23 protein-coding genes and 2 pseudogenes are annotated in these 20,352 nt (G+C 40.7%); 15 read left to right on the forward strand and 10 right to left on the reverse strand.

Annotated features, from left to right (window positions below):
- Window positions 1-26: 26 nt before the first annotated feature.
- The gene (locus tag RMY27_RS10050; protein WP_416212326.1) at window positions 27-968 is read right to left on the reverse strand and encodes a metal ABC transporter substrate-binding protein; all 942 of its coding nucleotides are present in this window, start codon (window positions 966-968) and stop codon (window positions 27-29) included.
- Between the two features lie 405 nt (window positions 969-1,373).
- Between RMY27_RS10050 and RMY27_RS10055 the strand changes: the two genes are divergently transcribed.
- The gene (locus RMY27_RS10055; protein ID WP_322662760.1) at window positions 1,374-2,978 is read left to right on the forward strand and encodes an iron uptake porin; all 1,605 of its coding nucleotides are present in this window, start codon (window positions 1,374-1,376) and stop codon (window positions 2,976-2,978) included.
- 354 nt (window positions 2,979-3,332) lie between these two features.
- On the opposite strand, the gene RMY27_RS10060 is transcribed toward RMY27_RS10055, so the two are convergent.
- The 3 genes from RMY27_RS10060 to RMY27_RS10070 all read right to left on the reverse strand — a co-directional run bounded on the left by RMY27_RS10060 (window position 3,333) and on the right by RMY27_RS10070 (window position 5,179).
- Window positions 3,333-3,956, reverse strand: a complete 624-nt coding sequence (locus RMY27_RS10060; protein WP_322662762.1) for a TenA family protein — start codon at window positions 3,954-3,956, stop codon at window positions 3,333-3,335.
- Between the two features lie 36 nt (window positions 3,957-3,992).
- Window positions 3,993-4,763: a pentapeptide repeat-containing protein gene (locus tag RMY27_RS10065; protein WP_322662764.1), complete on the reverse strand. Its 771-nt coding sequence runs from the start codon at window positions 4,761-4,763 to the stop codon at window positions 3,993-3,995.
- A 230-nt stretch (window positions 4,764-4,993) separates the two neighbouring features.
- The gene (locus tag RMY27_RS10070) at window positions 4,994-5,179 is read right to left on the reverse strand and encodes a hypothetical protein (protein WP_322662765.1); all 186 of its coding nucleotides are present in this window, start codon (window positions 5,177-5,179) and stop codon (window positions 4,994-4,996) included.
- Between the two features lie 108 nt (window positions 5,180-5,287).
- Here RMY27_RS10070 and RMY27_RS10075 point away from each other — a divergent pair, with 108 nt between their 5' ends.
- Entirely contained in the window at window positions 5,288-5,554 is a 267-nt protein-coding gene (locus tag RMY27_RS10075; protein WP_292703480.1) for a type II toxin-antitoxin system HicA family toxin, read from the forward strand.
- Window positions 5,541-5,750 (forward strand): type II toxin-antitoxin system HicB family antitoxin, encoded by a 210-nt coding sequence (locus tag RMY27_RS10080; protein WP_322662768.1) that lies wholly within the window; start codon window positions 5,541-5,543, stop codon window positions 5,748-5,750. Before RMY27_RS10075 ends, RMY27_RS10080 begins: the two co-directional genes overlap by 14 nt.
- Window positions 5,751-6,021: 271 nt before the next feature.
- Here the strand turns inward: RMY27_RS10080 and RMY27_RS10085 are convergent, their stop codons facing one another.
- The gene (locus RMY27_RS10085) at window positions 6,022-7,083 is read right to left on the reverse strand and encodes an L-histidine N(alpha)-methyltransferase (protein ID WP_322662770.1); all 1,062 of its coding nucleotides are present in this window, start codon (window positions 7,081-7,083) and stop codon (window positions 6,022-6,024) included.
- Window positions 7,084-7,296: 213 nt separating this feature from the next.
- Here RMY27_RS10085 and RMY27_RS10090 point away from each other — a divergent pair, with 213 nt between their 5' ends.
- The 4 genes and pseudogenes from RMY27_RS10090 to RMY27_RS10105 all read left to right on the forward strand — a co-directional run bounded on the left by RMY27_RS10090 (window position 7,297) and on the right by RMY27_RS10105 (window position 11,865).
- A complete protein-coding gene (locus tag RMY27_RS10090; RefSeq protein WP_322662772.1) occupies window positions 7,297-9,075 on the forward strand; it encodes an ABC transporter ATP-binding protein in 1,779 nt (592 codons plus the stop codon).
- The gene (locus tag RMY27_RS10095) at window positions 9,072-10,874 is read left to right on the forward strand and encodes an ABC transporter ATP-binding protein (RefSeq protein WP_322662774.1); all 1,803 of its coding nucleotides are present in this window, start codon (window positions 9,072-9,074) and stop codon (window positions 10,872-10,874) included. Before RMY27_RS10090 ends, RMY27_RS10095 begins: the two co-directional genes overlap by 4 nt.
- A gap of 45 nt (window positions 10,875-10,919) precedes the next feature.
- Window positions 10,920-11,174, forward strand: a pseudogene (locus tag RMY27_RS10100) (TIGR03643 family protein).
- 145 nt (window positions 11,175-11,319) lie between these two features.
- Entirely contained in the window at window positions 11,320-11,865 is a 546-nt protein-coding gene (locus RMY27_RS10105; RefSeq protein WP_322662776.1) for a dihydrofolate reductase family protein, read from the forward strand.
- 48 nt (window positions 11,866-11,913) lie between these two features.
- On the opposite strand, the gene trxA is transcribed toward RMY27_RS10105, so the two are convergent.
- On the reverse strand, window positions 11,914-12,252 hold the full coding sequence (trxA, locus tag RMY27_RS10110; RefSeq protein ID WP_289795041.1) for a thioredoxin: 339 nt from the start codon (window positions 12,250-12,252) through the stop codon (window positions 11,914-11,916).
- A 235-nt stretch (window positions 12,253-12,487) separates the two neighbouring features.
- Window positions 12,488-12,799, reverse strand: coding sequence for a hypothetical protein (locus RMY27_RS10115; RefSeq protein WP_322662945.1), 312 nt, complete (start codon window positions 12,797-12,799; stop codon window positions 12,488-12,490).
- A gap of 479 nt (window positions 12,800-13,278) precedes the next feature.
- Here RMY27_RS10115 and RMY27_RS10120 point away from each other — a divergent pair, with 479 nt between their 5' ends.
- The gene (locus RMY27_RS10120; RefSeq protein ID WP_322662778.1) at window positions 13,279-13,494 is read left to right on the forward strand and encodes a hypothetical protein; all 216 of its coding nucleotides are present in this window, start codon (window positions 13,279-13,281) and stop codon (window positions 13,492-13,494) included.
- A 157-nt stretch (window positions 13,495-13,651) separates the two neighbouring features.
- Here RMY27_RS10120 and RMY27_RS10125 read toward each other — a convergent pair whose 3' ends face one another.
- The 3 genes and pseudogenes from RMY27_RS10125 to aroB all read right to left on the reverse strand — a co-directional run bounded on the left by RMY27_RS10125 (window position 13,652) and on the right by aroB (window position 15,991).
- Window positions 13,652-13,972, reverse strand: coding sequence for a hypothetical protein (locus RMY27_RS10125; protein WP_322662779.1), 321 nt, complete (start codon window positions 13,970-13,972; stop codon window positions 13,652-13,654).
- A gap of 284 nt (window positions 13,973-14,256) precedes the next feature.
- Window positions 14,257-14,805: pseudogene (locus tag RMY27_RS10130) on the reverse strand (Uma2 family endonuclease).
- A gap of 73 nt (window positions 14,806-14,878) precedes the next feature.
- Complete coding sequence (aroB, locus tag RMY27_RS10135; protein ID WP_322662780.1) at window positions 14,879-15,991, reverse strand: 3-dehydroquinate synthase; 1,113 nt, start codon at window positions 15,989-15,991, stop codon at window positions 14,879-14,881.
- Window positions 15,992-16,187: 196 nt separating this feature from the next.
- Here aroB and petL point away from each other — a divergent pair, with 196 nt between their 5' ends.
- From petL to atpH, 7 genes are all read left to right on the forward strand, one after another.
- On the forward strand, window positions 16,188-16,283 hold the full coding sequence (petL, locus tag RMY27_RS10140) for a cytochrome b6-f complex subunit PetL (protein WP_099101760.1): 96 nt from the start codon (window positions 16,188-16,190) through the stop codon (window positions 16,281-16,283).
- A gap of 268 nt (window positions 16,284-16,551) precedes the next feature.
- Window positions 16,552-16,992 carry an ATP synthase subunit I gene (locus RMY27_RS10145; RefSeq protein WP_322662783.1) on the forward strand — a complete coding sequence of 147 codons (441 nt, stop codon included), beginning with the start codon at window positions 16,552-16,554 and terminating at the stop codon, window positions 16,990-16,992.
- Window positions 16,993-17,053: 61 nt separating this feature from the next.
- Window positions 17,054-17,815: a F0F1 ATP synthase subunit A gene (gene atpB / locus RMY27_RS10150; protein WP_175586935.1), complete on the forward strand. Its 762-nt coding sequence runs from the start codon at window positions 17,054-17,056 to the stop codon at window positions 17,813-17,815.
- A gap of 222 nt (window positions 17,816-18,037) precedes the next feature.
- A complete protein-coding gene (gene atpE, locus RMY27_RS10155) occupies window positions 18,038-18,283 on the forward strand; it encodes an ATP synthase F0 subunit C (protein WP_012411162.1) in 246 nt (81 codons plus the stop codon).
- 181 nt (window positions 18,284-18,464) lie between these two features.
- Window positions 18,465-18,896 (forward strand): F0F1 ATP synthase subunit B', encoded by a 432-nt coding sequence (locus tag RMY27_RS10160; RefSeq protein ID WP_190894666.1) that lies wholly within the window; start codon window positions 18,465-18,467, stop codon window positions 18,894-18,896.
- Window positions 18,897-19,059: 163 nt separating this feature from the next.
- Complete coding sequence (locus RMY27_RS10165; protein ID WP_322662785.1) at window positions 19,060-19,632, forward strand: F0F1 ATP synthase subunit B; 573 nt, start codon at window positions 19,060-19,062, stop codon at window positions 19,630-19,632.
- Window positions 19,629-20,183, forward strand: coding sequence for an ATP synthase F1 subunit delta (gene atpH / locus RMY27_RS10170; protein WP_322662787.1), 555 nt, complete (start codon window positions 19,629-19,631; stop codon window positions 20,181-20,183). The genes RMY27_RS10165 and atpH overlap by 4 nt, the downstream gene beginning before the upstream one ends.
- Window positions 20,184-20,352: the final 169 nt, after the last annotated feature.

Here is a 20,352-nt window from a genome sequence, read left to right on the forward strand (position 1 = left end):
CAAAGGACAACTGACAAATGACTAATCTATTTACACGATATTTCCAGAGTTTGCAAATTAGCTTTCATTGCCTTGAAATAATGCTGTGGGTCTGTTTCGCCAGTTTCTAGAGAATCCAGAGTACGCAAATTTAATTTCAAGTCTTTAGAGAGGCTGTTCAGCAGTTTATTATCTACTCCTGGTTCGCTAAATAAAGCTTTAACTTTGTATTTTTTGACAGCGTTGACGGCATTTTGGACATCTGTTGGTGAAAGTTGATCTTCGGGAATTTGCACCACAGCAACTTGCTTGAGGTTATAGCGTTTGGCTAAATATGGAAACGCATCATGAAAGGTAATAAAGGTACAACTGGGATTTTTCTGCAAAGTCTGTTGAAATTCACTGTTTAAACTTTCTAATTCTTTAATATAAGCTGTAGCATTTGCTTCGTAAGTAGCTTTGTTCCTCGGATCGGCAGCAATTAATCCATCTCGAATATTTGTTACCTGCTGTTTTGCTAAAACTGGATCTAACCAAACGTGAGGATTACCCTGACTATGTTTGTGGTCTTTTTCATCTGGCGTCGTTTTGACAACGGGTGAAATTTCATTTAAGGGTTTAATACCAATACTTGCATCAATTTCAGCTAATTTGGGATTTTGGGCATTTTTGACAGTACCTTCCAGAAATTCCTCCAAGCCTAAACCATTTTTTACTAACACCTTAGCAGTAGCGATCGCTTTGACATTTCCTGGTGTCGCTTGGTATTCATGTACCTCCGTACCAGGTGGCACTACAATTTCTACATCTGCCACATCCCCAGCTACTGCCTTAGTAAACAAATATATCGGCAAAAATGTCGCTACTACTTTAGTTTTTCCCGACTGCGCCTGTGGGATAGAAGCAGCTTCTTGTGCTTGCGGCGACTGTTCGGAAGTTGTTCCCTGATTTGGATTCGATTGGCTACACCCAGTAGCCATCGACAACATTAGCAGAGTAATTATGGGCAAGATGCCGCTTCTTTGCCTGCCTTTTCTAATTTCTCTACAATTCACAATCACGATATTTTTCCTCAAAACGGATGCTTGCTCTACCTCTGTCATCATCGCTATTGACAATGGGAAGTATTCTAAATTTTATACTATAATAATTCTCATTCTCATTTTTAGTGCATAATATCATTCTGGGTTTGCTGTGTAATGAGTAACAACAAAACTTTTTCAGACGGTACAGCCCTCTGCAATTTAGTTTTCCCTAAATAATTAGGATTTATTGACTTTTTTTGTTAAAAAGGTTGCTTATTTCTGATAAGATTGCTGACAAATATTTTCATAAAATACCCGTTAAAAAAAACGTGGTTTGGGTGTGAATTGAAGATCAGTGTGAGGAGAAAAATGCAAAAATTCTGGAAATATCTGTTAGTTAGTCCAGCAGTCTGCGGTGTCATGATATTTGTTAATACTGCTACATTTGCAGGTGAAACATCGGATAAGTCTGAAATCAATCAACCGCAAGTTTTGGCTAATCCAGACACAAAAGATCAGAACATAGGGCAAGTTACCTCTGTATCTCAATTTTCCGATGTACAACCCACTGACTGGGCATTCCAAGCATTGCAGTCCTTGGTTGAGCGGTATGGCTGTATCGCAGGATACCCAAATAGCACTTATCGGGGTAATCGGGCATTAACACGATATGAGTTTGCTGCTGGTTTGAATGCTTGTCTCGATCGCGTTAACGAACTTATTGCTACAGCCACTGGCGATTTAGTTAACAAACAAGATTTAGCCACATTACAAAAGTTGCAAGAAGATTTTTCCGCAGAACTGGCGACACTGCGAGGTCGTGTGGATGCAGTAGAAGCGCGAACTGCTGAATTGGAGGCGAATCAGTTCTCAACTACAACTAAATTGCAAGGACAAGTTGTTGCAGTTGTTAGCGATGTGTTGTCAGGAAATACAGTCAACGGTGCAGAAATTACAGACGAGAATACAACTTTAGGGGTACGGGCACGGCTAGAATTAGTAACCAGTTTCACAGGGAAAGATACGCTGTTCACGAGAATCCAAGCTAATAATATTCTCAGCCCTAACATTGGTACACCAGAGGGGAACTTATTTTTTACTGGCGAGGATGGTACTACTGATGCTGCGATCGATGCACTGTTTTACAGATTTCCCTTGGGTGAAAAAACAGAGGTTGTCGCTATTGCTAATGCTGGTGCAGCAGACGATCTTACCAGCACTGTCAATCTCTTTGATGGTGATGGTGCTTTTGGTGCTTTGTCTACCTTTGGTACACGTAACCCAATTTATAACCAAATAAATGGTGCGGGATTGGGAGTAACATACGAGTTCAGCGAAAAATTGGCATTAAGTCTAGGGTATTTGAGTGGTACAGCTAATAACCCTACACCGAATAATGGTTTGTTCAATGGTTCTTATGGTGCATTGGCACAGCTGACAGTTAAACCAAGCGATCGCATTTCTATCGGTTTAACTTACATCAATTCCTACAATCAACCACTACTCACAGGTAGTAATGCCGCCACTTTCCAGGATATAGCAGCTATCCAGGGTTTACCAGAAGATCAAGTGGGTTTTTCCAGTAATTCTTACGGCGTCCAAGCATCCATTGGCATTACTGATAATATCGTCTTGGGTGGTTGGGCTGGATACACCAACAGCCAAAGCTTGAGAGGAACCCGTGGAGACGTTGATATTTGGAACTATGCTGTCACCTTAGGCTTCCCTGACCTCGGTAAAAAAGGTAACTTAGCAGGCATCATCGCTGGTATGGAGCCGAAAGTGACAAGTTCTGACATCGCAGGGTTGGATAGCGATCCTGATACATCCTATCATCTTGAGGCCTTCTACCAGTATAAGCTGAGTGACAATATCACCATTACTCCTGGAGTCATCTGGTTAACATCTCCAGATCATAACGACGCTAATGATGATGTTGTTATTGGTGCATTGAGAACCACATTCAGTTTCTAATTTTTTAAAATCTTAAAAGAAGACGCAAAAGATAAATTTGCGTCTTTTCTTTTGTGTATAGATTTAAAAACAGAACTCAACATTTTTATTGGGCTTGATATCATGTCCGCATAATTAGTTATGATTTCCACAGTTATTGCACCCCACACGCCAGATGCTCCACTTGGGGAGACCCCAAGACCGCACTGGCTCCCCTTAATCCCCTCCCCGCTCTTCGGGAGGGGAGACGAAGCGTAGCTTTGGCGGGGTGGGGTTCTTCGGGTTTAATAAGTAATCAAGCGAACATGATATGATATCTTCAAACAACGTAAGTTAGATAGAAAAGGTCAAAAAGGTCGCTAGATATGAATTTGCTCAACTGAACATCCACGCAGCTTGAAAAAAGTCGCGTTCACAAAACATCGCATAACGATAAGTTGAATGCACAACAGAATCAGTAGCGGCATAATTGTCAACCAAATTTTCTAATTGTTGTGTTAGTGGCTGAAAATCTGCGCTGCTATAAGTACGAATCCAGTCTGCATATTGATGATTAGAAATACCGTTACAAGCCAATTTTTCTCCTAAAAAGGCATACAAACGCATACAAGGAGACATCGCCGCAGCAGTTAAACCCACATCTTTGCTCCAAGCAGTTGCTAACAAAAAATCAGTATAGCGGCGGGTGGCAGATGCAGGTTCTACAGCATACAAATTGACTCCCCACTCTGAAGCATAGGCACTATGCAACCGTAGTTCTTCTAAAACTCCACTAGCTAAATGATGAAATGTGGTGAAACCTAACCAGTCTGGTGCTTTAGCTGCGGCGATACTATAGGCACGGGCAAAAGCTTCTAAGAAAAAAGCATCTTGCCCTACGTAGTAAGCAAATTTAGCTCGCTCAAGAGTACCATCGCCGATACCTTGAACGAAAGGATGTTCTAGGCAAGCTTGGGCTAAGTCTTGATTTGCTGCCCATAATTCGTTAGATAAAGTCATTTGTCATTTGTCATTTGTCAACTGTTATTATCTCCTTTAAAAAGGGAAGAACTGGAGCAAGACTGAGCCAATACTTCCCAAAAAGTCAACGAAGTTGGGCTTACCAGTACTTACCTTCTCATTGACGGGTGTTTGCAGTTCTTTTATAAAAGCTTGGGCTGTTAGGGTTCCAGTACTGTTGTTTTGGGATGTAAACAATTTTTGGGCAACTTGAGCATCTTGGAATGCCCCTTGTCTATCTAATACTTGGTAACGAGCGACACCACGAGCAAGATAAGCATCCGCATATTCTGGTTTAATTGCGATCGCTTGATTAAAATAACTGATTGCTTGCTGTTGGTTGCCTTTTTGCCCTTCTGCTATACCCAAAGCATAAAAATCTGCTGGTGAAGCAATTTGTGATGGTATCGCAACTGCACCTTGGAAGTTAGTCCCATTTAAGTAAGCGCCAGTTAGTTCTGCATTTGCTAAATAAGTATTTCTCAAATCAGCACCCGTCAAATTTGCCCCATTAAATTTAGCTTCGCTCAGGTTAACGCCAAATAAACTCGCGCCACTTAAGTTTGCACCCCGCAAATCTGCACCGCTCAAGTTTGCACGGCTGAGGTTAGCACCTGTGAGATTAGCACCGCTCAAATTGGCTCCAGATAAGTCAGCCATCACTAAACCTGCACTTGTCAAATCACAGTTTTGACATTGTTTGGTTGCTAATAACTGTTTAACATGTTCAGAATTAGCCGCTTGTACGGTCGTTGTCAAACTAATCGTGGTTAAAAATGCAACTGCACCCAGAAGTTGGTTTTTCATAGCTGTGTAATATTTTTTACTAAATATCAATATTGAGTGAGATGGATTTATACCTCAGCATTATGATATGAGCAATCTCAATAATTTGTCCTCTGTAGTTGCCTACATCACTGATAAATTGGCGATACTTTCCTATAGAAGGCTATGCTAAAGGATTCTAGAAAAGTCGTAAAAGTATAAATTGAGCCGATATTAAAGCTATTAACCCCAGTATCAAGGATAGATGAGCATCATTCGTCAAGATAAATAATACACTTTACTAGAGGCGCAACTGATGTTACAAAATTAAACTCACTGCAAAATATCGCTTCAAAGAAATTATCTGTAACATCCAAATAATTAGTATTATTTAAAATCAAGTCAATTAGCAGAGCAGTATCCAAGCCTAAAGTTTGCCCTATAACTGGACTAGTCATTGTCATCAGGGATGTTCTAACTCAGGAGCAAAATTATAGATTTGCTTTTGGATACCCTGATTTTAAATAAATATGAGACTATAGAAACATTAAAGCAGTCAGAAAAACGTGAGTCAGCAAGACAAACTCTTAGACAAAATTCTCTCTGGGACTTCTGATACAGATATCCCTTTCGCCCAACTGTGGCAACTTTTATATACATTAGGCTTTGAAGAACGGATTCGTGGCGATCATCGTATTTTTGTCAAAGCTGATGTTGAGGAGATATTGAACCTGCAACATAAAAAAGGAAAAGCCAAAAGTTATCAAATTAAACAAGTTCGGGCAGTGATTCTCAAATATAAGCTAGGAAGTAAAAACGATGTTTCGGTATGAAATTATTCTCTACTGGAGTGAATTAGATCGAGCTTTTATTGCTGAAGTTCCAGAGTTATCAGGCTGTGCTGCTGACGGTGATACTTATCAAGAAGCACTGCATAATGTAGAATTAGTTGTGCAAGAATGGATAGAAACTGCTAAAGATTTGGGGCGTCCAGTTCCTGAGCCTAGACCACGTTTGATGTATATTTAATTGATACCAAAGCAAGTTAAACTGATTTTTTAGCATCATCAGAAATATTTAATACCACATTAGATACGGATCGGAAAAATTTTCGTTATAGTGCGTCTCATTTGTATGCAATATACCTGACCTCTCTCCTAAAAGGAGAGAGGCTTTGAATCTTAACTCTCCAAGCTATGCAGTTTAAGGTTTGTGGCACTAACTCAAGCGTATTGAGTAATATCCAATTTGCTGTAGACTTACTGTTTTGGAGATCGCAGAGCAAGTCTAATTGAAAAGCTTAGTTACTGGCAACTTTACAAATCACCATAATATGTGATTTGTATTTGTTAGTAGTATAGTGAATAAGTTGTAGTCCAGAACGTTCTAGCTCTTGCAATAGTTTAGGTATTTCATACTTGTGATGTCGCCAAATAGTAATCTCTTCACCTTTAGAGATTTCAATATTTTTATCTACACCCATTCGACTAAAATTTATAGTGTAATCATGACGTAGTTTCAGATTAGCAACAATACTATCTGTTTTTAAATCATATTTTCTGACTAGTTCGCAATCTTCAGATTTTATCCCAATCTTCTTTTGAACCCATTCATATACTTCTTCTACATGATACTTGCAGCCACCTCTAACTACTCCATCCCATGTTGAGTTAGAACCAGTTTCATTAGTAAATACTAAAAGATCATTTTTTCCCATGCTATCTCTAAAGTTTTTGAACACCTGATCTCTATTTTGATGATTTCCAATGGTAACTCCTAAGTGTAAAAATATTTTGGCTGTGTCGTCAATTTCAAGGCTAGCTTGATTTTGGAATAAACTTTTGGGTACACAACTACTTTCTATATCAATTGTGGAACTGAGAAAATCGATTAATGGAAACCATTTTTTGAAATTACTTTTGGAGACATGAAGCAATTCTTCGCTAATATCTAAAGCAATATATTTATTAACCTTTTTTAATTGATTTAGTTTGCAGATAAACTTTTTAACTGGATATGAATTACCTGCACCAACGTCTATAATATTTACTCTATCGCCAGCTTTTATATTACTATTCAGGTATTTAAAATTTTCTTTTAAAAGGTCAATTTCTACATTTGCTCTTCCATACCATCTAGGAATAGCGTGTTTCAGATAAAAATCGTTCCAAATTTTTGCACCTCTCCCTTTATAAGAATACTTGAGAGGGACTTCTCGTCTGACTTCTAATGCATGAATTATCCCTGAAACTTCTTCTTCAGAAAAAAGAGAGTAGAACTCAGAACTTGGCTTTGCTGTGCGACTGATAGCAGATGAAATATCTAAGGGAAGCTGGGAATTGCTATGAAAATTTTGAGCCATTATTCTTGTTCTTTGGTTTTCTTCGGTATTGAAATTGATTAGCCGCAGTGCTTGCCAAGCAGGTATTCTCGGATACCACTGTCCCAAAACTCGGAATTTTCACCGCGAATAGGAGAGTTGCTCTATAATCTCACATTCGCCACTCTCTAATGGCTAATTGTTTTTTTACAATCAAAGTACGATAATTTTCCAAAGATACAGGGGTCAATTGTAGTGGTTCAGCAACCAGAACTCCAGGAAAATTCGTCGATAAAGGCAACCCAGCGCGTACTTAAAAGTTTAAGCACTTACCGATGGACTTCGCTTGGAGCATTGGTCAGCCTGTTGCTGTTGACGATCGCAAACGCACTCACTCCACAACTATTTCGGTGGGGAATTGATGAGGGAATCGCGCCAAAAAATCTCCAAATTGTGCTATATAGCGCCGCCTGGATGGTAGTCGCGGCGATCGCTCGTGGTGTATTTAACTTTGGACAAAGCTATTTAGCAGAAGCAGCGTCTCAGGGTGTTGCTTATGACCTGCGAAACAAAATTTTCAGCAAAATTCAAAATCTCAGTTTCAGCTTTCATGACCAGGCGCAGACTTCCCAACTACTAACCCGTGTCACCAGCGACATTGAACAAATTCGTACCTTTGTTGGTACTAGTTTAATTCAGGTCGTCAGTTCAGTTGTGACATTGGTGAGTATTTCGGTGGTTTTGCTGGTGATGAACTGGCAATTAGCACTGATTAGCCTAACAGCAGTGCCAATAACCGCATGGTTAATGGCACGATTCGTCAGCCGAAATAACAAACTTTTTCGGCAAGTACAAGAGCAACTGAGCAACCTCAATGCTATATTGCAAGAGAACTTGCTAGGAATTCGCGTAGTAAAAGCCTTTGTGCGGGAGTCAACCGAAAGGTCGCGTTACACAACTCTCAATGATGGCCTAGTCAAGGCAAACATGAAGACCATTAGCGCCATCCGCGATACCTTCCCCTTGATATTCTTGCTGAGTAATTTGGTAACACTGGCAGTTTTCGCCTACGGGGGAGCGCAGGTGATTGGGCGCAGATTTTCCATTGGCGAACTGGTGGCGTTTAACTCCTACCTAGCGTTGATTCTCCAACCGATTTTGTTGATTGGATTTGCCGCACCCGCGATCGCTCAAGCAGCAGCTTCCGCCGAACGTGTCTACGAAGTTGTAGATGCAGAGGTAGAAATTCGCGATCGCCCCGGTGCTGTACCCTTTGACACCTGTGGTGGTAGAATTACCTTTGAAAATGTTTCCTTTCGCTATCCCGGAGCGACAAGCGAAACTCTCAAAGAAGTATCCTTTGAAACCAAGCCTAACGAGCTAATCGCCGTTCTCGGAATGACTGGTTCGGGAAAAAGCACAATTATGAACTTGATTCCCCGCTTTTACGATGTCACCAAGGGAGCAGTTCGCATTGATGGACGAGATATAAAAAGTTTCACACTCAAAAGCCTCAGATCGCATATTGGTATTGTCTTTCAGGAAACCACCCTCTTTTCTGGCACAATCCGCGAAAATATTGCCTATGCCAAACCTGATGCCACCTTAGAGCAAGTGATTGAAGTTGCGAAAACCGCCCAAATGCACGATTTTATTAGCGGTCTAGCCGATGGCTACGAGACGATTGTGGGTGAACGAGGCGTGGGTTTATCTGGTGGACAAAAGCAGCGAATTGCGATCGCTCGTACCTTACTAACCGATTACAGCATTCTGATTTTGGACGATAGTACCTCGGCTGTAGATGCCAAAACTGCTGCCCAAATTCAAGCCGAACTAGATGGCTTAATGCGTCAAAAAGCTTGTACAACCTTTGTAGTAGCTCAACGTATTAGCACCGTGAAAAATGCCGACCGCATTTTTCTCATGGATAAAGGACGTTTGGTAGCACAAGGCACTCACGAAGAATTGATGCAAACCAGTCCACTCTACGGTGTGATTTTGGAATCTCAGGTAAAGCCGAAGGAGAAAAAATGAGAGGCACTGTTCCCGTTGTTGCATCTGAGGAAAACGCGAGTCAGCAACTTTCCACCCTGCGGCGCTTTTTACAATACGTACTACTTTATCGCAAAGAAATTCCCATCGCCCTGACATTAGTATTAATTGGTGCCATAACTCAGGCCGTTGGGCCATTCTTTCTCGGCTGGTCGATCGATCATCTGATTGCACAAGGTAATTTGCAAGGACTGCTGCTGTTGTTAGGACTACTAGGGCTGAACTATGGACTTAGTGTTTTAGCAATTCGGGGTCAAATTATTCGAGTCGGCTGGATTATGCAGCGATTGCTGGCTCAATTGAGGCAAGATATTTTCATTAAAATCCAAAGTCTGCCACTCAGCTTTTTCGATCGCAGCGAAGCAGGCGATTTAATGAGCCGATTGCTCAATGATGTCAACACCGTGAATCAAGCATTTGGACTGACGATCGCCCAAATGCTGGGCAATACTTTCAGTTTGGTGGGCATTGTAATTGCCATGCTCTCAATCAACCTGCAACTTGGTTTATTGAGCAATCTAGTTGTGCCACTGATGATTTTTACCACAAGTTTATTTGCACGTTGGGCAAGAGTCAGATTTCGCGTCACCCGACAAACTATTGGGGAGCTTTCTGCCAAGTTAGAAGAAGATATTGGCAGCGTGCGAGAAGCGCAAGCATTTAATCGCGTACAGATGAATATCAAAGAATTCGACGTTCTTAACGCCGCCAATAGAGATGCCAACGTTGAGGCTGTGGCAATTACTTCAGCTTTTTTACCCTCGATCGATTTTCTCAACACATTAGCAACCGCAGGCGTACTAGCCTATGGCGGTTATCTGGCGGTAACAGGAGTTGTAACAGTAGGTGTAGTGACATCCTTTTTACTTTATGTCCAGCAGTTCTTCCGCCCTATCCAAATTCTTAGTCAGTTTTATACTCAAGCTCAATCTGCTTTCGCCGGATTAGAGCGAATATTTCTACTATTAGATGAACCATCAGTACTCAAAGATGCACCCGATGCCACAGAAATGCCGCCCATTCAAGGTGAGGTGACATTCGAGAATGTCAAATTTGGCTACAATCCAGATCAACTGGTTCTCAAAGGCGTGAATTTACACGCCTATCCAGGACAGATGGTTGCATTAGTCGGGCCAACCGGTTCAGGAAAAAGTACAATTATTAACTTGATTTTGCGCTTCTATGATGTATCAAGCGGTGCGGTGAAAATTGATAATATTGATGTGCGTAGCGTGACTCAAGCAAGTCTGCGCCGTCAAATTGGTATTGTCCTGCAAGATAATATTTTGTTCACTGGTACTGTTGCCGAAAATATAGCTTTTGGCGCTCCTTACGCCACCCAAGCTGATATCGAAGCGGCTGCACAACTGGCAAATGTGCATGAGTTCATTACTTCACTACCACAGGGTTATACAACTCAATTAGGTGAACGGGGAGCGCCTCTGAGCCAAGGACAGCGACAACTAATCAGTATTGCTCGTGCGGTATTAATTAATCCCCAAATTCTGATTCTTGATGAAGCCACCAGCAGTATTGACACCCGCACAGAAGCACTAGTACAAAGTGCGATCGCTCGTTTGCTTCAAGGTCGTACTAGTTTTGTAATTGCCCACCGCCTCAGTACAGTTACGCAGGCAGATCAGGTTTTAGTAATTCAGCAGGGACAAATTGTAGAACAAGGTACTCACGCCGAACTCGTTAATCAGCAAGGTGTTTATGCCAACCTTTATGCTCTGCAACTGGGTGCAGCAGACACAATGGTTCTTCAAAACGAAAAGTAAAATATATAGATACATAGCTCAGATTTACTAATTGCTAACAAAAAAATGAAGCTCCCTAACCTAGATTCGGAAACCATAGATCGCATCATTGAAATGGCATGGGAAGATAGAACATCTTTTGATGCTATTGAGGCTTAGTTTGGGCTACTGGAGAAACAGGTAATCGCCATAATGAGGCGCGAAATGAAAGAATCTAGTTTCAAGATGTGGCGAGAACGAGTTACCAAACGCAATACGAAGCATTTATCTCAGCGAGAATTTATTACAGGTCGGTTTAAATCGCATAATCAAAAAACCTAAGTAATTAGGTAAGCGATTGCTCTTTTGTCATATAAACCATCAAGGGCTAAAATGCTGTATAAAAAATAAGCCTGCGATCGCGCTTCGCGTTGCCACAGGCATCGCTTGAACTCATTGAGTGAAAACTACCAAATTCACAAGCACAATGACAAAAGTTACACTCTACATTGCAGCTAGTTTGGATGGCTACATTGCTCGCAGCGATGGCGGAATTGATTGGCTATCCCTCCTTGATACAGAAGATGAAGACTACGGTTACACTGATTTTTACGAATCGATTGATGCGATCGTCTTAGGTAGCAAGACGTATGAAGTAGGGCTGGGTTTTGATCGATGGCCTTATCCAGAAAAAAAATCTTTTGTATTCACCCAGCGTCATCTCCAATCTGATCGTGAGGACGTTGTGTTTATTTCTGACCCAGTAAAACAGGCGTTAGCTAATATAGAGGCTCAAGGTTTTAAAAATATCTGGCTAGTTGGTGGCGGAAAATTAATCAATTCGTTTCTTCAGCACAGCTTGATTGACGAATATATTATTTCAATTATTCCAACTATCTTAGGTGGCGGTATATATCTTTTCCCACCACCTACCCCTGAAGAAAAATTGGAGCTGATTAACTCAAAACAATATCCAAGTGGTTTACTGCAAGCGCATTATAGGCGAAAAAGTAATCTTGAAAATAATTCGTAATTCTTAATGATGCTATCTACGAATTACGAATTACGAATTACGAATTATCTAAAGAAGCTTCTGAACAGCATTACTAAAGTCTTCGTAAGGAGAAACCCCTACTATAGTTTCTGCTAAAATACCATCTTTGAAAATTAAAACTGCTGGAATACTGCGAAGACCGAATTTTTTGAAAATGGGCTTATTGCTGTCAACGTCTACCTTAACGACTTTAGCGCGACCTTTGTATTCTTCAGCAAGTTGATCCATTAACGGACTAACTAAGCGACAGGGGCCACACCAAGTAGCAGTAAAATCAACAACAACAACTTTCTCTTCACTTCCATTTAAAACAACATCAAATTCACTTTCTTCAACGTAAGTAACTATGTCAGTATCAGTAGACATTTTTTAATTCCTTAGTGTCAAACTAAAATTTCAGCAAAAAGCTAACTATACAAACTATACTCCCTTCTGAGTGCCAGATTTATTAGTTACTTACATTGATTGGGAAACCCCATAGCTGAATTTGGTCTGCTAGAGTATATTTAATAACTTAATAATGTATTGTACTTAGGGTGCGATCGCATAATTTTACTAACCAATCTAATCCAAAAACCCATACCTTCAAGGCGTAGAAGCGTCAATAGTCATCCTGTTGACCAAATAGTTCTAATAACCCAATTGTGCCGACAAAAAAAGTATAAGTTGCATATTTTATTGGTATCTTTTGTCTTGAAGGTGCATAAAAAGCTGCTATAATGCTCTCAATAAAATGGCTCATCATGGCAAAACGCTCAATCCAAAAAATTGGATTAAGGCTGCTGGGCACATTAATATTAGTTATTACTGCATAAATATTCCACGATTCTAATCCAATTGCGCTTGTTATAAGCACTGTAGAAATAATTTTTATAAAAAAATACATCTTTTTCTTGATAAACTTTAAATCCATACTGTTCACAACAAGAATATTTAATATATCTACAAGACTTGGAAAATCAACAGACAAGTTAATGTATGTTGTCTAAAACATTGCTCCAAGTCAAATAATTTTATCTCATGATTTCCATTTTTGTAAAAACCCATAAAAATATAGATATGCTACAAAGGTAAACTGGCACAGCTCGCTATACGCCCTCACGAGTATCTTGCATTGCAACTTCTCTGATTAAAAACTTATAAAAAAGAAATTATCCCAAATTATTCGTACATTTGTATTAGAGGGACACCAATGTGCGCCCTCAATATGAGATGTTGTTTAGCTGAAAGTCCCTTAAGTCAATATTTGCAAAATTTTGAGAGCAGAACAGGCTAAAAACTATGAACAATCAAGATTAAATCACCAGATATTTAAAAAATGACAAAAGTGTGGAATAATACATAGATAGAAAATTAAATCGCACTCCATAGATTGATAATAAATGTAAAGCTATGATTGCTCAACATTACAACTCAATTCATGTTGAAAATAACTTGCTTAAACAAATCAAAATTAAAGAAAATCAGCTAAAAATTGCCCAAGAGTCTGAGATGCTTCATGTAGCAGAAGAATTACAGAGTCAATTATTAAAGCTACAGTCTCAATTATCAGAGCCGCAAGAGCAAGACGTTGAAATTCAAGCGTTAATGAGTTTGCTAGACGAATAAGATTGTAAAATTTTGCAACAAAATTTATTGAAAATACAAAACCTCTGTTAACCACAAGCAAAGCATAGTGGTTGTGATGCATAGATATATAGCTTATGTGCTACAGCTTAAGAATTAACAGCACTAGCAGGAGCCATAGAAGGGTGATGATTCTCGCTTAGATAAGAGGTTGGGGTTTTTGTTGAGTATGTGGTTTTTTGCTTTGCGGTACCGAATCAATCTTAAGAATAGGTTTAATTGGGCGCTGTTGCCTTTGATTAAGAATTTGAATTTCTCTCTCAATTGAATCTTTTCCTTGTCTAAAAAATTCTTGAGAATTATATGGAACCAAGTCACGCGATAAATGTTGAGCTTGTCTTGGAGTCAAACTAGGAAATGCTTGTTCAGCATTGGCAGAAGTCTGTACAGCCAGTAAAAAAGTTGTTGAAAGCACCAAAGGTTTTATTTTTATACATCCGGTGATTATTAGGTTTAACATAGTTGATATATTTTTTGAGTGAATACAGCTTCCAAGCATATTAGTGTTGGTCTGATTATAAATAAATTACACTTATTCCTTTACTAATTACCTCCTACAAATGGATGATTAATCAGCTAAACTATTAGTACAGTACAGCGTAAATACAGCTACCATCTAAATTAACCAGATAAGTTGCCCAAGCAACTGGTTAAAGTTAGGCAAACCTTCCATGACTTTAAATTTTGATGGATGTTTAAAGCAAGAGAATTGTGCTATTCAGTAGTGAATGGAATTTTCGCCTTTTAAAACACCTGTTCAACAGTAAATTGCAGTCCTTCAAACAAAGAATCTGTAAGTAGTTCTTCTCCCATATAAGTTTGTGGTGCTGCATCTGGATAAAAAACAGTAATGCTTCTGGCTTTACTATCTAATACCCACACCCGTAGCACCTTAGCATCCAAATAGTCTTTGGCTTTAGCCGCCATTTGTCCAAAGGTTTGCCCTGGTGAAATAATCTCAATCACCAAATCAGGAGGAATAGAACATATTCCTTCTTACTCCCAATCAAGGGGTAAACGTTCATTAGAAATATATAAAATATTAGGTATTGGCATCCAATCTCGTCCTCGACAAGTTAATGCGATAGCTAATTCTGGGCAAACTTCTCCTTTTGCCTCACAGCATTGCTCAATTAAATTGAGAAGGGCACGGGTAAGTTTCGAGTGGAATTTTTTTGCTTGTATCTTAGGACTTGCTTGACCATCAATAAGTTCGTAGGTGATATCTCCCTCGCCTAGTGGAAGATTCAAGAACTCTTGCAAAGTTAATTGATTTTTGGCTTGGAGTACCATGGCTCATTAATTCGTAATTGAAGGACAGAGCAACTAACTTTTATTCTGACTCCTGAATTCTTCTTCAAAGTGTTTACATTCCTCGCAACACTTGCCGAATAATATCCGATGGCACTTCATCAGTAATTGTTACTACACCAATCTCTGTTGGTAAAACAAACCGAACTTTGCCGGCTTGGACTTTCTTATCTAATTGCAACGCCTCAATAATTGCTTCAATATCTACCCCATCTGGTAACTGAGTCGGTAAACCCGCTTTTTGAATTAAAGCATTTTGACGTTCTGTGTCTTCCTTTTGCCACAGTCCTAAATCCACAGCAATTTGACCGGCTGCTACCATACCAATAGCCACCGCTTCACCATGATTTACTAAACGATAACCAGTCAAACTTTCCACTGTATGACCAATGGTGTGTCCATAGTTGAGAATTGCGCGTAATCCGCCTTCTTTCTCATCTTTGCCAACAACATCAGCTTTTGCTTGACAAGAGCGCATTAATATGTTTGTTATTAAGTCAGGTTTTACATAGCGGAGTTGGTCGAGGCGTTTACTTGCTTCTAACTGGGCAAACAATTCGGCATCCCAAATCACTCCGTACTTAATAACTTCTGCCATTCCTGCCCGAAACTCGCGCATAGGTAGAGTTTTTAACACATCTGGGTCAATCAAAACCAAACGCGGTTGATGGAATGCCCCAATTAAGTTTTTACCGTGGGGATGATTCACGCCAGTTTTGCCACCAATTGCCGAATCTACCATCGCCAACAAAGAGGTAGGCACTTGGACAACATTAATACCACGTAGCCAAGTTGCAGCTGCAAAGCCAGTCATATCCCCAATTACACCTCCGCCCAAAGCCACCATCGTAGAAGAACGTTCTAGGCGGTTTTCTAAGGCTACATCGTAGAGTTTTTGAATGGAATTGAGGGTTTTATAGCGTTCACCAGGTGGTAAAGTACAACTAGCAACTTCAAATCCAGCAGATTTTAGGGATGTAATTGCTCTTTCGCCAAAATACTTAAAAATCGTCGGATTAGAAACTAGCAGTACCTTCTTGCCTAGATTGAGACTGGCCATGTGTTGACCCAGTTGATCTAAACTCGAAGGTGCGTTAGCGTAGCTCAACGAAGTTATCGCAATCTCATAAGACTGCTCTGGTAGATTTACATTAATTACAGAAGTCATTGCCCAACCCCAAACAAGCGTCCGTGGGCTGTATTGTATCGCAATCTAGGAAATGGGCATAGGGCATTGGTAAGAAGCAGGCAAGCAGCAAAGAAGTTGTAAGTATTTATCCTCTACCCTCATGCCCCATGCCCAATGCCCAATACCCAACAACTAATGATTCAATAGATTTAGGAAGTATTCTGGAGAGCAATAAATGTTTGCAATTGTATCTTATATCGTCTTCTTGGGTTTATTCTTTGGCTTATCTGTAGGATTGCTGTTCGGTCTGCGGACTGCCAAGATAATTTAATCGAGAGGTATATTCAACCCAAAACTCATGTGGGGTAGGCATCTTGCCTGCCCTCGATTTATCAATATCCTATAAAACCCTTACTTTTCACCAAGCCCACCTCGGCGGACTTGGTAAAACTACTGTAGGCTTTAATCTGTCGGTACTTACTCTCTGATGTTGACAAGAAGTTAATTGTTTTTTCCTAAAGTATTGTTACCGCATCATGATATGATTCAGCTGACTGAATGTGCAGTCATCATATTTAACTGTACTGGTTTCAAGTCCCGTGAGCTTGTCAGACGAATCAATTGCGCCCACTCCGACAACGCAACAAGATGCTAAAACTGGTTCTGGAGGCACAGAATCAGGTAACTCCATGCAAGAGTTCCATGAACTCTTCCAGCGATTGTTGGTAATCACGCTTGTCTTGACGGGGGTTATTTTTATCTCTGTGTGGATTTTTTATTCCTTAAACATTGCCCTAAATTATTTAATTGGGGCGTGTACAGGTGTGGTTTACTTAAAAATGTTGGCTAGAGACGTTGAGCAGCTTGGTAGTCAGAAAACCAGTCTGAGCAAAACTCGTTTTGCTCTGTTTATTGGAGTGATGATCGTGGCAACTCAATGGCGTGAGCTACAGATTTTGCCCATTTTTTTGGGATTTCTAACTTACAAAGCCACCCTCTTCGTCTATATGGTGCAAATTGCGTTCATTCCTGATTCTTAAAAAGTCAGGCTCACTAAAGATAGTAATCCCATCCTCGCTCGTTGGGGAAAATGCTTGAAGAATGCAAATGCTTAGTGTCTTAAACGCCTTTAATTCTTTTCCCCTCGCCGAATTAGAAGTAGGACATCATTTCTACTGGCAGTTGGGCAATCTTAAAATTCATGGGCAAGTTTTTCTTACCTCATGGTTTGTGATTAGTATTCTAGTAGTGGCTTCAATAGCTGCTACTCGCAACGCACAAAGAATTCCCAAGGGCATCCAGAATTTGATGGAATACGCCTTAGAATTTATTCGTGATTTGGCAAAAAACCAACTTGGTGAGAAAGAGTACCGCCCTTGGGTGCCATTTATTGGCACACTGTTCCTGTTTATTTTCGTATCGAATTGGTCAGGCGCACTAATTCCCTGGAAGCTCATCAAGCTGCCTTCAGGCGAATTAGCTGCTCCCACCAATGACATCAATACGACTGTCGCATTGGCATTGCTGACCTCCTTAGCGTACTTTTACGCAGGTTTTAGCAAACGGGGTTTAGGCTACTTTAAGAAATATATAGAGCCAACACCTGTTTTGTTGCCGATCGCAATTCTTGAAGATTTCACTAAGCCCCTCTCCCTAAGCTTCCGGCTATTTGGTAATATTTTGGCGGATGAATTGGTAGTAGCGGTGCTGGTGCTGCTAGTTCCTCTATTTGTACCTCTGCCTGTAATGGCCTTGGGTTTATTTACCAGTGCCATTCAAGCCCTGGTTTTTGCCACCCTAGCCGGAGCATACATTCATGAGGCAATGGAGGGGCATGGCGGAGATGAACATGAGGAGCATTAAACCAGTCAACAGTCAACAGTTATCAAGGGTGCGGCGAAACTGACAACTGATAACTGATAACTGATAACTGTTAAGCTTCTCAGTTGATAGCACAGTTCCAAGAGCATATTCGCTCAAAACATCGCAAAGAGCGATCAAAGAACTCATGTGCAGCGTGAAAACCACGTTTGTTAATTGTTAACGTACTTTTGTAGTTTTGTAATCAAAGCAAGGAAAATCAACATGGATCCATTAGTTCAGGCTGCTTCAGTTCTCGCTGCTGCTTTAGCGATTGGTTTAGCTGCAATTGGCCCTGGTATTGGTCAAGGAAACGCTGCTGGACAAGCAGTAGAAGGTATTGCTCGTCAACCTGAAGCAGAAGGAAAAATTCGCGGTACTCTGCTATTAACCTTGGCATTCATGGAATCCTTGACTATCTATGGTCTAGTAATTGCCCTGGTATTACTGTTTGCTAACCCCTTCGGCTAATACCTGAAATTTTTGTGAGTGTGGAGACGTGAACCATCACGCCTCTACAATCAAAATCTTTTGGGTATCGTAATATTTCTAATGTTCAGTTGACCCTTGTTGGCTATGGGTCTCTAAAATACGAAAGGTTGGATGACGTTGCTAGCCATGAAAACTGCTACTCCAGCCAAAGAGGAGACAAATGTTTGATTTCGATGCTACCTTGCCCTTCATGGCATTGCAATTCCTGCTACTAGCAGCTTTGTTGAATGCAATTTTCTATAAGCCACTGACCAAGGTATTAGACGATCGCGATAGTTATATCCGAACGAATACCCTTGAGGCGCGGGAGAGCTTGGCTAAAGCCGAGCGCTTGGCTACCGAATATGAGCAACAACTCGCAGACGCTCGCAGACAATCGCAAGCTACCGTAGAAGCCGCTCAACTTGAAGCTAAGAAAATTACTGCCGAGAAAATTGCTGAAGCCCAAAAAGAAGCTCAGTCTCAACGAGAACAAGCTTCTGTTGAAATAGAACAACAAAAGCAAGAAGCTTTTCGTACCTTAGAGCAACAAGTTGATGCTCTAAGCAGGCAGATTCTAGAAAAACTATTGGGGCCAACTCCAGTTAGATAAGCTAACTAAACTGGCTCTGTGAAAGCATACGCGCAACTGGGCCCCTAGTCCAGAGCGCAAAATTTAAGTGTCAAAAAAAGGCACTTTTTCCCTACGAGATAAAGATACTTTATTTCCCCTTGGGAAAATACAACGTATTAGCAAGCGAGCAGCGCACTTGTAAATGGGTATCATGGGCACATTCTTATTACTTGCCGCAGAAGCGAACGCTGTTCACTCTGAATTGGCAGAAGGCGCAGCAGAAGGTGGTTTCGGTCTAAACCTAGACATTTTTGAAACCAATCTGATCAATCTAACGATTCTGATTGGCATATTATTCTACTTCGGACGTAAGGTTTTAAGCAATATCCTGAACGAGCGACAATCCAATATTGCCACTGCAATTCAGGAAGCAGAAGGGCGCTTAAAAGAGGCAAAGACTGCCCTTTCCCAAGCGCAAGAGCAATTGAAGCAATCTCAGGCAGAGGCAGAACGCATCCGCCAATCTGCTACAGAAAACGCCCAAAAGACGAAAGAAGCCTTGTTAGCGAAAGCAGCGCAAGACGTAGAACGCCTGAAACAAACGGCAGCAGCAGATTTAAACACCGAAACAGAGCGAGCGATCGCTCAACTGCGGCAACGAGTTGCTACACTAGCATTGCAGAAAGTCGAATCACAACTCAAAGGCGGGATTGCTGACGATGCTCAACAAAGTTTAATTGATCGCAGCATCGCACAACTGGGAGGCAATGTATGACAAGTCAGGTAGCGTCAGCCGAAGTAGCCCAACCTTACGCACAGGCACTTTTGTCAATAGCGCAATCGAAAAATTTGACAGAAGAGTTCGGGGAAGATGCGCGTACTTTACTGGGACTCTTAAGAGCAGACAAACAGCTACAAAACTTCTTCAGCAACCCGTTTATTCAGGCTGAGAACAAAAAAGCTCTCATCAAACAAATACTCGGTGAAGGCTCTAACCCCTACTTACGCAACTTTTTGTTGGTACTAGTAGACAAACGCCGCATTGCATTCTTGGAATCGATTTTTCAACAATATCTGGCGCTGTTGCGGCAGCTGAATCAAACCGTATTAGCGGAAGTAGTTTCAGCCGTTCCCCTCACAGAAGCTCAACAGCAGGCAATTACAGAAAAAGTCATTGCCATAACTAATGCTCGCCAGGTAGAACTAGAAACCAGGGTAGACAGTGAGTTAATTGGTGGTGTGATCATTAAAGTAGGTTCGCAGGTAATTGATGCCAGTATCAGGGGTCAGCTGCGTCGCCTTTCATTGCGCTTAACTAATAGCTAGAAGGTTAGGATTAGAAGTTAGGAGTTAGAGGTTAGAAGTTAGGAGTTAGGAGTTGGAAGTTAAGAGTTAGGAGTTAAGTAAACAATAATTTATTTTGACTTTTAACTTTTAACCTTTACTTTTTTAACTCATCACTCTTAACGCATCACTACTCACTCTTAACTCATCA

The organism is Nostoc sp. DedQUE09, from assembly GCF_034530915.1.
GTDB lineage: Bacteria > Cyanobacteriota > Cyanobacteriia > Cyanobacteriales > Nostocaceae > Nostoc.

Coding starts and splice junctions, on each gene's coding strand:
- RMY27_RS10050 (WP_416212326.1), bottom strand. CDS start 968: ATGTTGTCGATGGCTACTGGGTGTAGCCAATCGAATCCAAATCAGGGA.
- RMY27_RS10060 (WP_322662762.1), bottom strand. CDS start 3,956: ATGACTTTATCTAACGAATTATGGGCAGCAAATCAAGACTTAGCCCAA.
- petL (WP_099101760.1), top strand. CDS start 16,188: ATGTTTGCAATTGTATCTTATATCGTCTTCTTGGGTTTATTCTTTGGC.
- aroB (WP_322662780.1), bottom strand. CDS start 15,991: ATGACTTCTGTAATTAATGTAAATCTACCAGAGCAGTCTTATGAGATT.
- RMY27_RS10065 (WP_322662764.1), bottom strand. CDS start 4,763: ATGAAAAACCAACTTCTGGGTGCAGTTGCATTTTTAACCACGATTAGT.
- RMY27_RS10085 (WP_322662770.1), bottom strand. CDS start 7,083: ATGGCTCAAAATTTTCATAGCAATTCCCAGCTTCCCTTAGATATTTCA.
- trxA (WP_289795041.1), bottom strand. CDS start 12,252: ATGTCTACTGATACTGACATAGTTACTTACGTTGAAGAAAGTGAATTT.
- atpH (WP_322662787.1), top strand. CDS start 19,629: ATGACAAGTCAGGTAGCGTCAGCCGAAGTAGCCCAACCTTACGCACAG.
- RMY27_RS10160 (WP_190894666.1), top strand. CDS start 18,465: ATGTTTGATTTCGATGCTACCTTGCCCTTCATGGCATTGCAATTCCTG.
- RMY27_RS10165 (WP_322662785.1), top strand. CDS start 19,060: ATGGGTATCATGGGCACATTCTTATTACTTGCCGCAGAAGCGAACGCT.
- RMY27_RS10080 (WP_322662768.1), top strand. CDS start 5,541: ATGTTTCGGTATGAAATTATTCTCTACTGGAGTGAATTAGATCGAGCT.
- RMY27_RS10115 (WP_322662945.1), bottom strand. CDS start 12,799: ATGGATTTAAAGTTTATCAAGAAAAAGATGTATTTTTTTATAAAAATT.
- RMY27_RS10055 (WP_322662760.1), top strand. CDS start 1,374: ATGCAAAAATTCTGGAAATATCTGTTAGTTAGTCCAGCAGTCTGCGGT.
- RMY27_RS10095 (WP_322662774.1), top strand. CDS start 9,072: ATGAGAGGCACTGTTCCCGTTGTTGCATCTGAGGAAAACGCGAGTCAG.
- RMY27_RS10105 (WP_322662776.1), top strand. CDS start 11,320: ATGACAAAAGTTACACTCTACATTGCAGCTAGTTTGGATGGCTACATT.
- atpE (WP_012411162.1), top strand. CDS start 18,038: ATGGATCCATTAGTTCAGGCTGCTTCAGTTCTCGCTGCTGCTTTAGCG.
- atpB (WP_175586935.1), top strand. CDS start 17,054: ATGCAAATGCTTAGTGTCTTAAACGCCTTTAATTCTTTTCCCCTCGCC.
- RMY27_RS10070 (WP_322662765.1), bottom strand. CDS start 5,179: ATGACTAGTCCAGTTATAGGGCAAACTTTAGGCTTGGATACTGCTCTG.
- RMY27_RS10120 (WP_322662778.1), top strand. CDS start 13,279: ATGATTGCTCAACATTACAACTCAATTCATGTTGAAAATAACTTGCTT.
- RMY27_RS10125 (WP_322662779.1), bottom strand. CDS start 13,972: ATGTTAAACCTAATAATCACCGGATGTATAAAAATAAAACCTTTGGTG.